Annotated in this window: 17 protein-coding genes; 11 read left to right on the top strand and 6 right to left on the bottom strand. The window is 67.7% G+C overall.

Annotated features, from left to right (window positions below; all coding sequences use genetic code 11):
- Positions 1–112: 112 nt before the first annotated feature.
- Positions 113–346, bottom strand: a complete 234-nt coding sequence (locus HY703_12440) for a hypothetical protein (protein MBI4546000.1) — start codon at positions 344–346, stop codon at positions 113–115.
- Positions 347–604: 258 nt separating this feature from the next.
- Here HY703_12440 and HY703_12435 point away from each other — a divergent pair, with 258 nt between their 5' ends.
- The 6 genes from HY703_12435 to HY703_12410 all read left to right on the top strand — a co-directional run bounded on the left by HY703_12435 (position 605) and on the right by HY703_12410 (position 2889).
- Positions 605–898: a type II toxin-antitoxin system RelE/ParE family toxin gene (locus tag HY703_12435; protein ID MBI4545999.1), complete on the top strand. Its 294-nt coding sequence runs from the start codon at positions 605–607 to the stop codon at positions 896–898.
- An 8-nt stretch (positions 899–906) separates the two neighbouring features.
- A complete protein-coding gene (locus HY703_12430) occupies positions 907–1233 on the top strand; it encodes a HigA family addiction module antidote protein (GenBank protein MBI4545998.1) in 327 nt (108 codons plus the stop codon).
- A gap of 186 nt (positions 1234–1419) precedes the next feature.
- Positions 1420–1725, top strand: a complete 306-nt coding sequence (locus HY703_12425; protein MBI4545997.1) for an ATP-binding protein — start codon at positions 1420–1422, stop codon at positions 1723–1725.
- Positions 1722–2315, top strand: coding sequence for a hypothetical protein (locus HY703_12420; GenBank protein ID MBI4545996.1), 594 nt, complete (start codon positions 1722–1724; stop codon positions 2313–2315). The genes HY703_12425 and HY703_12420 overlap by 4 nt, the downstream gene beginning before the upstream one ends.
- A 3-nt stretch (positions 2316–2318) precedes the next feature.
- On the top strand, positions 2319–2552 hold the full coding sequence (locus tag HY703_12415) for a hypothetical protein (GenBank protein MBI4545995.1): 234 nt from the start codon (positions 2319–2321) through the stop codon (positions 2550–2552).
- A 46-nt stretch (positions 2553–2598) separates the two neighbouring features.
- A complete protein-coding gene (locus HY703_12410) occupies positions 2599–2889 on the top strand; it encodes a nucleotidyltransferase domain-containing protein (GenBank protein MBI4545994.1) in 291 nt (96 codons plus the stop codon).
- A 42-nt stretch (positions 2890–2931) separates the two neighbouring features.
- Here the strand turns inward: HY703_12410 and HY703_12405 are convergent, their stop codons facing one another.
- The 5 genes from HY703_12405 to HY703_12385 all read right to left on the bottom strand — a co-directional run bounded on the left by HY703_12405 (position 2932) and on the right by HY703_12385 (position 6874).
- Positions 2932–3912: a hypothetical protein gene (locus HY703_12405; protein MBI4545993.1), complete on the bottom strand. Its 981-nt coding sequence runs from the start codon at positions 3910–3912 to the stop codon at positions 2932–2934.
- Positions 3909–4853: a site-specific DNA-methyltransferase gene (locus tag HY703_12400; GenBank protein ID MBI4545992.1), complete on the bottom strand. Its 945-nt coding sequence runs from the start codon at positions 4851–4853 to the stop codon at positions 3909–3911. Before HY703_12400 ends, HY703_12405 begins: the two co-directional genes overlap by 4 nt.
- Before the next feature lie 353 nt (positions 4854–5206).
- Entirely contained in the window at positions 5207–5728 is a 522-nt protein-coding gene (locus HY703_12395; protein MBI4545991.1) for an AAA family ATPase, read from the bottom strand.
- Positions 5729–5817: 89 nt separating this feature from the next.
- Positions 5818–6237 carry a hypothetical protein gene (locus HY703_12390; GenBank protein ID MBI4545990.1) on the bottom strand — a complete coding sequence of 140 codons (420 nt, stop codon included), beginning with the start codon at positions 6235–6237 and terminating at the stop codon, positions 5818–5820.
- On the bottom strand, positions 6230–6874 hold the full coding sequence (locus HY703_12385; GenBank protein ID MBI4545989.1) for a nucleotidyltransferase domain-containing protein: 645 nt from the start codon (positions 6872–6874) through the stop codon (positions 6230–6232). The genes HY703_12390 and HY703_12385 overlap by 8 nt, the downstream gene beginning before the upstream one ends.
- 353 nt (positions 6875–7227) lie before the next feature.
- Here HY703_12385 and HY703_12380 point away from each other — a divergent pair, with 353 nt between their 5' ends.
- The 5 genes from HY703_12380 to HY703_12360 all read left to right on the top strand — a co-directional run.
- On the top strand, positions 7228–9222 hold the full coding sequence (locus HY703_12380; GenBank protein MBI4545988.1) for an Ig-like domain-containing protein: 1995 nt from the start codon (positions 7228–7230) through the stop codon (positions 9220–9222).
- 130 nt (positions 9223–9352) lie between these two features.
- A complete protein-coding gene (locus HY703_12375) occupies positions 9353–9790 on the top strand; it encodes a DUF2384 domain-containing protein (GenBank protein ID MBI4545987.1) in 438 nt (145 codons plus the stop codon).
- Positions 9790–10242 carry an RES domain-containing protein gene (locus HY703_12370; GenBank protein MBI4545986.1) on the top strand — a complete coding sequence of 151 codons (453 nt, stop codon included), beginning with the start codon at positions 9790–9792 and terminating at the stop codon, positions 10240–10242. The genes HY703_12375 and HY703_12370 overlap by 1 nt, the downstream gene beginning before the upstream one ends.
- Positions 10243–10418: 176 nt before the next feature.
- On the top strand, positions 10419–10829 hold the full coding sequence (locus tag HY703_12365) for a hypothetical protein (GenBank protein ID MBI4545985.1): 411 nt from the start codon (positions 10419–10421) through the stop codon (positions 10827–10829).
- The coding region (locus tag HY703_12360; GenBank protein MBI4545984.1) for an RES family NAD+ phosphorylase at positions 10826–11317 on the top strand (492 nt) is incomplete at its 3' end. The genes HY703_12365 and HY703_12360, both read left to right, overlap by 4 nt.

Below are 11317 nucleotides of genomic sequence, written 5' to 3'. Positions count from 1 at the left end.
GTCCAGATGCGCGGAGGCCGCGGAGATACACCCCGGCTGGCCAGTCGCTGCCGCCTCTGCGCCCTCCGCGCTCTCTGTGGTGAACCCTTTGGACGATGGGCGAAACTGCGCGCTAGCGCCGGCGCACGCGCACGGCGTGCGCGTCGGCCTTCTCCACCCCCTGGTCGTCCACGTTGCTCAGCCGCATGACGGCCGCCAGCCGGCCGCTCCCATAGTTCTTCCCCTTCGTGTCCGACTGGTCGACCACCCACACCTCGGAGTTGGGCGCGGCGCGCTGCGCGCGGGCGGCGTCGCCCGTGAGAGCGATGCACGCACACGCCAGCGTCAGAACAAGACCGTTACGCATGATCGCCTCCTCCTACGGATGCCCGTCGTTCATGCGCGTGTAATCGATCCCGCTCCGGTGGCAGAAGGCGCACGACGCGCCCTTGCCGCTCACCGCGATCTTGACCTTGCCCGCGCCGTCGAAGTACCCCCACACCCACCCACCCTCGCCCGCGTTCCGATCGGCCGGCAGCCTGACGGGTTAACGACCCAAGCTACGCACTCGAGCCCGCGGAGGAAAGGGATTGTCATAGCATGGGATGACGGCTATCATGCTAAGATGATCCGCAGCTTCCGCGACGCCGGCACCGAGGATCTGTTCTACGGCAGACCCACGAAGGCGGCACGGAAGGCGCTACCGCAGCCGCTCTGGCGTCAAGGAGCGAAGAAGCTGGACGCCCTCGATTCGGCCGAATCGCTCGGGGACTTGCGCATCCTGCCGGGCAACAGACTCGAGGGCCTCAAGGGAGATCGCAGAGGGCAGCATTGTATCCGAATCAACGAGCGATACCGGATCTGTTTCAAATGGACCGAGACCGGCCCGGAAGATGTCGAAGTGGTCGACTATCATTGAGGTGACCTGTGGTTCGAGTGCCTACACACCGTGCGCCGACGCACCCTGGCCAGATGCTCCTGGAGGAGTTCCTTGAGCCCATGGGGCTGACGCAGCGCGAGCTCGCCGATGCCATCCATGTGCCCTACCAGAGGGTGAACGAGATCGTGAACGGGCGCCGGGGCATTACGCCGGGTACAGCCCTTCGCCTGGCACAGTACTTGGGAACCTCGACGGGGTTCTGGATGAACCTGCAGGTTCGGTGGGAGCTATACCACGCGCAGAAGGAGGAAGCTGAGATTCTTCAGCGGATCCCCCGCTACCCCTCGCGCCGCTCCGGGACGCCGAGCACGTAGAGAGTCCGCGTCCGCTGCTGAGCTGGATATTCTCGGCCGGCAAGTTGCTGTGCGGCGGCCCCAGCGGCTCCTTGGCAAGGCCTCTTCCCGTAGCGAGCACGTCCAGATCACAATTGCTGCTGGTGTGACCGCAACCGGCTATAATGAGAAACCGCTCCACGCACGAGAACGCAGGGGAGACCGCCTTTGGGTGAAACCCGGGTAGACCTGCTTCATCTCCTCGAGGACCTGCGGGACGCCTACCCGGAGTCGCTCGAGGAGACGATCCTCACCGAGACGATCGCCAACGCGCTGGATTCGGGGGCGACGCTGGTGCAGCTCCAGACCAGCCCGGCGGACGCGCTGCTGACCGTTCTCGACGACGGCCGGGGGATGAGCCGGCGCGAGCACCGCCGCTACCACAACCTGGCCGCCACCAGCAAGCGCCGCGGCCGCACCATCGGCATGTCGACCAGGTCACGCCCCTGCTGCGCAACCGGTTCGAGCTTGTGAAGCAAGAATTGCATACGTGGGAAGCGTGGCACCTCAACCGCGAACGGCCTCCCCTGGCGTTGCTGGGCGAACGGCATGGGGTGCGCCTGGGCGTGCGTCAGCTTGAACGCCCGGTCACGTTCGAGCTCGAGACGGTCCAGGGCCTCGTCATTCCTACGGCAGAGGAGACCCTGCGCATTAAGGCATACCTGTGCATTGCCCGGCAGGCGACTCGTGATTTCCTGGACGTCGCCGCCCTCGCGGACAAGCTCGGAGATGCGCGGGCCCTCGAGGCGCTGCGCTTCCTCAACGTCCTCTACCCGGGCTCCGGGAACCAGTCGTGCATTACGCGCCTGGCGGAGGTGACAACTGCAGGTCCGCTCGACCTGGAACACATGGACCTCGAAACGTTCCGGGGGCTCGAGCCTCGATACCGCGATTGGGCGTATGTCTCGGCACGATGCCAGGACCTTGCCCGCCAGCTGCTGCTCCTGGAGATGGAGGGAGAGGTGGCGACCCGGATCGAGGAGTTCCTGGCGTCGGCCGAGGTGCGAGATCTACGAGCCCCGGGCGGTCAGACCCCGCCCGGTGCCGGAACAGATGGCAGTTAGAAAATGCGCGCGCCGCGAATCACCACACGCCCCGGCTTTCACGAGCTGGTGGACGTGCTCGGGACCGGGAGCACCGAGGAATGGCGGGAGCTCTACCAGCGCGCCAAGGCCGATGCGGCGCTGCGCGGGCAGATTCGGCGGGCACTTCCACTTGTCGACCCGGAGGTGGGCTCCGGCGCGGAACTGTGGATATTCCTGCTCGAGCACATCGAGAGAGTGGAGTCACCGCATGACTAGCAAGCGGCGTGTCGCGCCACGCGGCATCGAGCCGCTGCTTGAGGAGATGGTTCGGCGGATCGTAGAGCGTTTTGCCCCCGAGCGGATCCTTCTCTTCGGCTCCTACGCCGGCGGCGATGCAGGGCCTGACAGCGACGTCGACCTGCTCGTCGTCATGCCTGTCCGGGGATCGCGCCGCGAGAAGGCGGTCGAGATCGGGGTCGCGCTCCATGACATCCGTGTACCCAAGGATATCATTGTGACGACTCCCGAAGACTTCGAGTGGCGCAGGGAAATGGTCGGCACGATCGAACGGAGGGCGGCGCGAGGAGGACGGCTACTCTATCTGCGGGAGTGAGGGGTCTGGGCCGCGGATGCCATTCTGCTTGACGCGAGCTCTCTAGAAGTCTCCACGCTCGATCAGTGTAACGACCTTCGCCTGTCCGGCCTCCCGCAGCATGCTCAGGAAACTTCTCAACGGCGTCAGGTCCTCAGAAAGAGAGAAGTGCATGTCCAGCTCGGCGGCACGGAACTGCTGGGCAAAGCGAGGAATCCGCAGCGCGAAGACGCGGTCATAAAACCGTTCACGGACGAGCCTGTCAGCACGCCGGGCCGAGAGGATAAACCAATCGGCGTGCCGGATCCGCTCGTAGGTCTGCTCGAAAACGGGAGCCTCGTCCTGAACGAGCCGGGTGATCACATGGTCTTCGAAGTCGCGCTTGTTCCGGGCATATGGCGCCTGGTACATGTAGGCTACGGCGTCGACGAAGGGGCTGGGAATCTCGGCGCCCACATTCTCGCCGGAAAGGCTGCGCACGCCCACGACTGCGAAGAGATAGGGTAAGCCCTCGTCTTGCTGCTTGCGAAGCGCGCCATAGATCTTGTACGTGGCTAGGGCAAAACAGTCTTCCGGATCGAGACCGACAAGCTCGGGGGCGCGCTGGAACAAGGCTCCGTGAAACTTGATGTTGATCCGGTAGACGGGCTTCCCCCTGGCGTTGTAGAGTCGATAGTCGGTATCCGTCCGCGACTCGCGGAGATCGCGCAGCTCCAGTTCGTGGGTTTTCATCTCCTCGGCGTAGATGTTCTCGAACGCGATCTCGGCCGCCCGGCCCAGGAGCAGTTGGCCGAGCGTGCCTATCGCCCGCTGCCGGGAGGGCGCTTCGATCTCCTGAGGGCTGAGGCCCAGTACTGCCCTGAGCCGCTGCCGCGCTTCAACAACCTGCTTCAGCCGGCGGGGAGTGGTGCGCGCCTCTTTGGCGGCGATTCCAAGCGGGATGCCTTGATCGACTCGTTCCGCGCCCTGCAGCAAATGGAGGGGGGCAGGCCAGCTCTGGCCATACAGACGCGCCACCACGTCGAGGAATTCGCGCTCCGTCATCCCCGCTTCGGTCGGAGCAGCTCGAGGCCGAATCGCAAGCCGGAAATGCGCAGGTAATCCTCATCCAGCTCGAAGCCGAGCCACCGCCTTCCCAGATCCTCCGCAACCCTCCCCGTCGTGTTGCTGCCTGCGAAGGGGTCCAGCACCAGGTCGCCAGAATCAGTGAGCAAGCGGATGAAGAACTCGGGCAGGACGGCTGGGAAGCGGGCCGGATGTGGCTTGACCCCGGCCGCTTCGCAGGCCTTCATGAAATCGGAGTTGCTGTCATTGTTCCCCCAGTAGATGAGGTTGGGGGGGATCGAGCCGCCGCGATTCGTGGTAAACTTCTCCGTGATGACGTGGCCGCTGGGGCGAACCGTCTCGCGCAGCCCTCGCTGGATGAGGCGCTTCATGTCCTTGCTGTAAGGGACCAGCACATCGCGGTTGTCCGCCTTGGGAGACGTACTTCGGGCAAGCCACCAGACGTACTCCACGGAATCCTTGATGCGCACCCGCTGAACGTTCACCCACTCGGCCGGCGCGGGTAGCTTCGCCGGATTGTACCAGAAGCACTCCTGCGCCAGATAGAACCCGATCTCCTCGACGAGCGCAACCAGCAGCTTGAAGTGATACAGCGAGCGGGTTGGAGCCCCAAGGTTGTAGCTGCCGCCAATGTTCAAGACGAAACTGCCGTCCGGCTTCAGGATTCTCTTGATCTCGCGCGCAAAGGGGAGAAACCACCCCACGTAATCCCCCTTTTCCACGTTGCCGTACTCTTTCTGGAACTCCAGCGCGTACGGCGGCGATGTCAGGACCAGGTTTACCGACTCGGCTGGCAGCGTGCCCATGAGCTCGAGCGAATCCCCAGCGATGGCGGCGCCCCAGCGGGTCTGGTAAAGAGGCTCCCGCTCGCCGAGCAGAGCGCAAGGGTGCTCGGCGGGCGCGCTGTCGAACACCGACATCTGGCTTGGTGAAGCCATCGTTGTTCCGGAAATCTGCGTGGGTCCGCTCGAGATGCCTTCGAGGCGTCCTCCCCACTGGTCGCCTCGCGCGACAATCTATGGGCTCGTAGGCGCCCCGCGAAACCACCCCGGGGAGGAAAGTTGGGCGCCGTGGCAGGGCAGCGCCATGGCCAATCGGGCCGGTCCCCCGGCTCTCGCAATGCACCCCGCGCACGCGCACAGAGGGCTCGGCTACCATGGCAGCACCAGCGCCCCCTTGGGCTATGCGCCGGTGGCGTCCAAACCCGGTCACCACCACCCGCCCGGCCGCCGCCCCGATAGAACGCGTGCTCCTTTCCTGTCCCGTTTCCCCCTTATTCTCTGAACTTCGCTGCCAGCGCTTCCGGCAGTGCCTCGCGATTCTCCGTGGTGACCGTGACCAGCTCCACGCCCGGCGCACGGCGCCACGGGTCCGCGATTGGATGCGGCCGCGAGAGGATGGTCCCCAGAAGGGGGTTGGGCGCGGCGAAAACCCGGGGCAGCAGCTTCACGAACTTCTGGCTCAGGAACTCCATCTTGCCCAGCTCGTCCACTACCAGGAGCAGCCGCGGGTTCTCGAGCCCCCGCTCCAGCGCGCTCACGCCCACCGCCTCGAAGGATTCCACGGCCACGCCGTATTTCCCGACCCGCAGCCCGTCCGAGCCGATGCGCGCCAGCGGCCCGCGCGCCCCATCCAGCGCCACCACGTCGAAGCCCACGCGCCGCCCGCGCGCGTCCCGCACCTCCTCGGTGTAGAACCCGGCTGCGGCGCGCCCGAGGAGCTCCAGCGTGCGCAGGATCACGCTCGTCTTCCCACAGCCGGGACGGCCGGTGAGCAGAAGACGGACGGGGTTCATGGACCTCGCCGACGGTCAAGAGGTTCGCGAGCCACAGGTCCGCGGTCGCCTGCCTCGGCAGCCCGCCGGCCCAGCGCCGGCACGTCGCCTCACGGGCGCGCTAGTTCCCGCTCGGCCCAGAGCGCGAAGCGCTCCGCCTGCGCAACGAAGTCCCGGGCCTCCTCAATGGTGGCCGTGCGGTGGTCGTATTGGATGTCGTCCTTGCTGGCCATCATCCGCTCCAGCCGGGCCAACTGCGAGGGATCGGCCCGCTGCCCCAGCACCTGCTTGAGCGCCGCCACGGCCGCCCGGTGATCCTGCGTGTTCTGGATCCCCGCGAACTTGATGGTGAGCGCGTCCGCGCAGGCGATCACGGCCAGAAGCGCCTGGGACATGATGGGATTCCCGTTGCCACCCGCCGGCGTCAGCGCCAGCAGGTCCCGGGCAGCCTGGAGATAATCCTGTGCGTTCCTCCGGCGCTCCATCCACTGTGCGCGGTCGACCCTTTTCCACGCCCTCCGCTTAACCATGGAGCACTTCCCGGGGCGTGCAGCCGAACAGGACGACGGCGTCCCGCTCGAGGTTCCTCCAGAACCGACTGTCCTCGGCCAGGTGCCGTCTCGCGTCCTCGGAGGTGATCGAAATCACCGACGGGCGAACGGCCCAGTCCGCCGTGAGCTTGAGGAGCGATTCCCGCAACACCTCTGCCTGCCGCCGGACCGCCGCATGGCTCCCCACCACTATCAGGTCGACGTCGCTATCAGCGCGGTCCTGGTGCCGCGCCACGCTGCCCAGCAGCCAGACCGCCCGCGGCTGCGGCTCGAATTCTTCGGCCATCTGCCGGACATGCTCGAAGAGGCTGTCAACGCGCGCGGCTTCCGCAAGAAACAGCTCTTCCAACGGTCGGGCGAGAGGATGGCGGCGGTTCAGGCGATACGACACAGCCCGGCCTTGCCCGACCACCTCGACCACGCCCAGCTCGACCAGCTTCGTGAGCGCCTGCCAGGCACCCGCACGCGTGAGTCCCGCCCGCGCGGCCAGCGACGTGGTCGAGAGTTCGCCCCCGTGCACGCACAGGACGCGCAGAACTCGCAGAGCCGCGGGCCGGCCCAGCGCCGTGTCCAGCGGGTGGTAAAGCGTGCTCGCCGGGCTTGAAGCTACTCGCATAGGCACTCCATTCCGTCCAGGACCACGTTTGCGGCGAGCTGCCTGAGCGTGCTCGAACCGGCGATTCCCAGAGCCGCCGCGCGCGCGAGCGAGCCCGAGATCCTCACCTTAGGCGAGGTCTACCGGCTCTTTTCAACCCGCGGGTGAGGGTCTCCGCCCGCGGACATCCAGCAATGCCAAATACGCAAGAATCAAATGTATATAAGCGTTGCCGAATGTCAATGCCGGTTGACGGAAACGGCCGTCGGCGGCACCTGACGTTTCGCCCCAGCGTGCGGCACCGCCCCGGCTTGACCGTGGCAACTCGCTCGCCTAGGCTTCGCCGCTCCCGGACCGAAATTCTGGAGGCTCGCATGCGCACCTGTCCCCGCACGCCCGCCACGCTGGCCCCCCTGGCCGTGCCGCTCCTGCTCGCGCTCCTCTCCGCCGCCCCGCTTTCCGCGCAGCAGGCCGGCGCCGTGGAGGTGCTCCCGGCCCGCGCCGCCGTGACGGCCGGCGAGAAAACGCAGTTCAGGGCCGTCGTCCGCGACGCCGCCGGCAAGGAGATGCCCGGCGCCGGCGTCCACTGGCTGGCCACCCCCTTCGACATTGCCGGCGCGGACACGCTGGGCCGCGTGACCACCTACCGTCCAGGCCAGGCGTATGTGCTGGCCATTGCTGGTGGGAAGGTCGGGATCGGCGTGCTCGAGATCGCCGAGCGGCCGCCCGCCCGGTTGAGCATCGAGGCGCCCGAGGGCACCCGCGCGGTGGTCGCGGCGACGCTGCAGCTCGAGGCCGCCGCCGCCACGGAGATCGGCGACCCGGTGCGCGCGCCACCCGTGACCTGGCGCTCGCTCGACGCGCGGATCGCGGAGGTCTCGCCCGCCGGGCTTGTGCGGGCGCTGGCCCCTGGCCGCGCGCATATTGCCGCGCAGGCGGGTGCGCTCACCGCCGAGACAACCGTGACCGTGCGCGCCAACCCGGTGCGGTCGCTGGCCGTGAGCGTGCCGGCCGCGCCGGCCCGCGTGGGCGACGTCGTCGCCCTTGCCGCTACCGCGCGCGACGCCGCGGGCGAAGCCGTGCGCGACGTGCCAGCGCGCTGGAGCGTCGCCGGGCCGGGCGCGAGCCTAGAGCCGGACGGGCGCTTCGTCGCCAGCCGGCCCGGGCTCTACCCCGTGGTCGCCTCCGTGGGCGGCGTCGCCGCCTCGGCCGCCATCCGGGTGTTGCCGCGCACCGACCCGCGGCGCCTGGAGGCCGTGGCCCATGCGCCCCTGCCGCCGGGCGTGCAGGCGGCCGAGCTGTGGCCGGTGGGCGACGTCGTCTACGTCTCCACCATCGCGGGCACGGTCTACGTCTTTGACGTGAGCAACCCCGCGGCGCCCGGCCTGGCCGACTCTCTGGTCGTGGACGCGCGCCTGATCAACGACGTGAGCACCACGCCCGACGGGCGCATCGGCGTGCTCAGCCGCGAGGGCGCGAGCAGCCGCAGGAACGGCCTGGTCTTCTTCGACGCCACCGACGCCCGCCACCCCCGGATCGTCTCCGAGTACACGGAGGGGATCAGCGGCGGCGTGCACAGTGCCTTCATCTACCAGCACTACGTCTTCGCCACCGATGACGCGACCGGCTCGCTCCGCATCATCGATTTTTCCGACCCGCGCGCGCCCCGCCAGGTCGCGCGCTGGGAGATCCCGCGCGAGACCTCGGGCCCTTACGCCGTCGAGTTCCTGAACGTCACGCCCGAGCGCTACCTGCACGACGTTTACGTCCAGGACGGGCTGGCTTACCTGGCGTACTGGAAGGACGGCCTGGTCATCCTGGACGTGGGCCACGGGATCAAGGGCGGCTCGATCAGCGCCCCCCGGCTGGTCAGCCAGCTCAAGTACAGCCACGCCGAGCTCTACCCGCCCGGCTTCATGGCCGGCTCGCACTCCGTCTTCCGCCACGGCCGCTACGTCTTCCTGGCCGACGAGTCCTATCCCGGCACCGTGGACCTGGCCAGCCGCGAGCGCTTCACCACGCGCGGGCTGGTGCACGTCGTGGACGTGAGCGACCTCGAGCGCCCGCGCAAGGTCGCGCAGTACGATCCGGTCGAGTTCGGCGCGCACAACCTGTGGGCGGAGGACGGGCTGCTCTATATCGGCGCGTACGACGGCGGCGTGCGCGTGCTGGACGTGAGCGGCGAGCTGCGCGGCGAGCTGCGCGAGCAGGCGCGCGTGATCGGCAGCCTCTACACCGGCTCGCTCGCAGGCTACCGGCCCAACGTGGCGCTGGCCTGGAGCGCCATCCCGCACAACGGCCACGTCTTGGCCAGCGACATCAACACCGGCCTCTGGGTGGCGAAGCTGGTGGGTGCGCCGACGCCTTGAGGCCGGTTATCGTTTGCGCTCTGGGCCCCTGGCAGATGCAACCCGCGCCGCGGTCGCCGCGGTCGCCCTGTGGTATTGATTCCGATCCACATGGTCACTAAATTGGGGCCATATGGAATGAGGAGGCCACATGAGCATCAGGGCGCCGGCCGTGGCAAGGATCATGGGCGGCGAGCGGACGCTGCGGCGGCGCATCCGCACGCTGGACGAACTGCGCGAGGCTGTCGAGAATGGGCTTCCGGTCGAGGCTTTGGATCGAGCCGTACATCACATTATCGGGGAGGGGCCGGAGGCGAGCGAGCTCAAGTATCGCATAGTCCCCAAGACCACGCTGCAACGTCGGCGCAAGCGGTTGAATCCGGAGGAGAGCCAGCGCCTCGAGCGTCTGGCCCGCATGGCCGCACTCGCCGAGGAGGTGTGGGAGGATCCGGCTCTGGCCCACGAGTTCCTGACGTCCCGACAGCCGCAGCTCGGCGGTGAGCGCCCCGTGGATCTCGCGAGGAGTGACCTGGGCACTCGCCAGGTCGAGGAGCTGCTTTTCAGGCTGGAGTATTCACTCCCGGTCTGATGGCCGTCGCCTGGCGCATCGCGAAGGCGCGGCACGCCGTCTACGACGGCACTGGGGCGATGCTGAGGGGTGGCAGGTGGAACTGGCCCGGCCGCCTGGTGATTTATGCCTCCGATACCTTCGCGGGGGCGGTCCTCGAGATCCTCGCCCACGCGCTCCGGCCGCGCACGCTTCCCGGCCCACATCACGCGGTCCGGATCAATATCCCCGACGATCTGATCGAGGTTCTTGACCCGGCCGAGTTGCCGGGCTGGGATGCGAAGGACTCACCCGAGGCGCTGCGGTTCGGCGATGGGTGGCTCGAGCAGGCGAGGAGCGCCGTCCTGATCGTCCCCGCGGTTGCGAGCCGCCCAATCGGCCGCAATGTGCTCATCAACCCCCTCCACCCGGATTCAGAGCGCATCGTCACTTCGGAAGCGTTCCCTGTGCCCTGGGTCGAACGGCTCTTCTGAGGCGAGCGCGTCCCGCACTGGTTTTCTGGCCCGTGGGCGACGTCGTCTACCTCTCCACCATTGCGGGCAAGCTCTACGTCTTTGACGTGAGCAACATGCCAGGCCGGCCATGGCGCTTGTGCCGGCCCGAGTCTCGCAATACATTTCATTGCGTAGACTGCAAGGCGGAGGATCCGATGGCCAGCGCCGAACCGAACCCGCAGAGGTCGCCTGAGCGGCGGACACGTCGCAGACGGCGAGGCTCGGCAGCCCGCGCGCTCGAGTTCGTGAACCTTCGGCTGGATTCGGCCCGGCGGGTGTTCGACTCCGACGCCCAGGTCGCGCGTGCGCTGGGTGTGGACCCTGCGCAAGTGGCGCGGTGGCGGCGCGGGCAGGTGCCGGACGAGGAGAACAGCGATCGGCTGGCCGGCCTGGATGCGGTTATCGAGATGCTCGATGGCTACCTGAACCCTGGCCGGATTCCCAAGTGGCTCTCGGGCCCGAATGTCAACCTCGGGGGCCGCACCCCACTGGTCGCGCTGCGCGCCGGCGACCTGCCGGCCGTTATCGCGGCGGTGCGAGTGCTCAAGAGCGGCGCGCACGGTTGAGCATCGTACCGCGCCCCGCGTGGCGGGTTTTTCCCTGGGATCCCGACGCGCCTGAGGGCGAGCCCTTCTCGCCCTCCCACCTCCCGCCGTTTCAGGGTCACGGGCGCTTCGACCTGCGCGACTCGCCGCAGGGGATCCTGTATCTGGCCGAGACCCCGGAGCACGCCATCGGGGAGAAGCTGCAGGATCTGCGCAATCAGCCGCTCGCGGATGAGGACCTGTTCGAGCTAGGCCACCGTTACGCGCTCAGCTCGGTGCAGCTCCCGGAGAGCGTATTCGCGGAGATCGTCGATCTCTGCGACCCGCCGACCGTGGCGGAGCTGGACACGCCGCCGGACCAGGTCGCGGCGCTTAGCCGCGAGACGACCCAGGCGATATCTCGACGGCTCTACGACGCGGGTTACGCGGGCTTTCGTTGGTGGTCCACATTCTTCGGCGAGTGGCACGGCCTGGTCATTTTCCGCGACCGTCTGGCAGGCCTGGCAGCG

The organism is Gemmatimonadota bacterium (assembly GCA_016209965.1).
Classification (GTDB): Bacteria; Gemmatimonadota; Gemmatimonadetes; order Longimicrobiales; family RSA9; genus JACQVE01.
This window is presented reverse-complemented; position numbering and strand designations above follow the sequence as displayed.

Excerpts from the sequence above, each read along its gene's own strand:
- HY703_12415 (MBI4545995.1), top strand. The coding sequence starts at position 2,319 with ATGCGCGCGCCGCGAATCACCACACGCCCCGGCTTTCACGAGCTGGTG.
- HY703_12370 (MBI4545986.1), top strand. The coding sequence starts at position 9,790 with ATGGCCGTCGCCTGGCGCATCGCGAAGGCGCGGCACGCCGTCTACGAC.
- HY703_12400 (MBI4545992.1), bottom strand. The coding sequence starts at position 4,853 with ATGTCGGTGTTCGACAGCGCGCCCGCCGAGCACCCTTGCGCTCTGCTC.
- HY703_12390 (MBI4545990.1), bottom strand. The coding sequence starts at position 6,237 with ATGGTTAAGCGGAGGGCGTGGAAAAGGGTCGACCGCGCACAGTGGATG.
- HY703_12405 (MBI4545993.1), bottom strand. The coding sequence starts at position 3,912 with ATGACGGAGCGCGAATTCCTCGACGTGGTGGCGCGTCTGTATGGCCAG.
- HY703_12435 (MBI4545999.1), top strand. The coding sequence starts at position 605 with ATGATCCGCAGCTTCCGCGACGCCGGCACCGAGGATCTGTTCTACGGC.
- HY703_12440 (MBI4546000.1), bottom strand. The coding sequence starts at position 346 with ATGCGTAACGGTCTTGTTCTGACGCTGGCGTGTGCGTGCATCGCTCTC.
- HY703_12380 (MBI4545988.1), top strand. The coding sequence starts at position 7,228 with ATGCGCACCTGTCCCCGCACGCCCGCCACGCTGGCCCCCCTGGCCGTG.
- HY703_12375 (MBI4545987.1), top strand. The coding sequence starts at position 9,353 with ATGAGCATCAGGGCGCCGGCCGTGGCAAGGATCATGGGCGGCGAGCGG.
- HY703_12365 (MBI4545985.1), top strand. The coding sequence starts at position 10,419 with ATGGCCAGCGCCGAACCGAACCCGCAGAGGTCGCCTGAGCGGCGGACA.
- HY703_12410 (MBI4545994.1), top strand. The coding sequence starts at position 2,599 with ATGGTTCGGCGGATCGTAGAGCGTTTTGCCCCCGAGCGGATCCTTCTC.
- HY703_12395 (MBI4545991.1), bottom strand. The coding sequence starts at position 5,728 with ATGAACCCCGTCCGTCTTCTGCTCACCGGCCGTCCCGGCTGTGGGAAG.
- HY703_12385 (MBI4545989.1), bottom strand. The coding sequence starts at position 6,874 with ATGCGAGTAGCTTCAAGCCCGGCGAGCACGCTTTACCACCCGCTGGAC.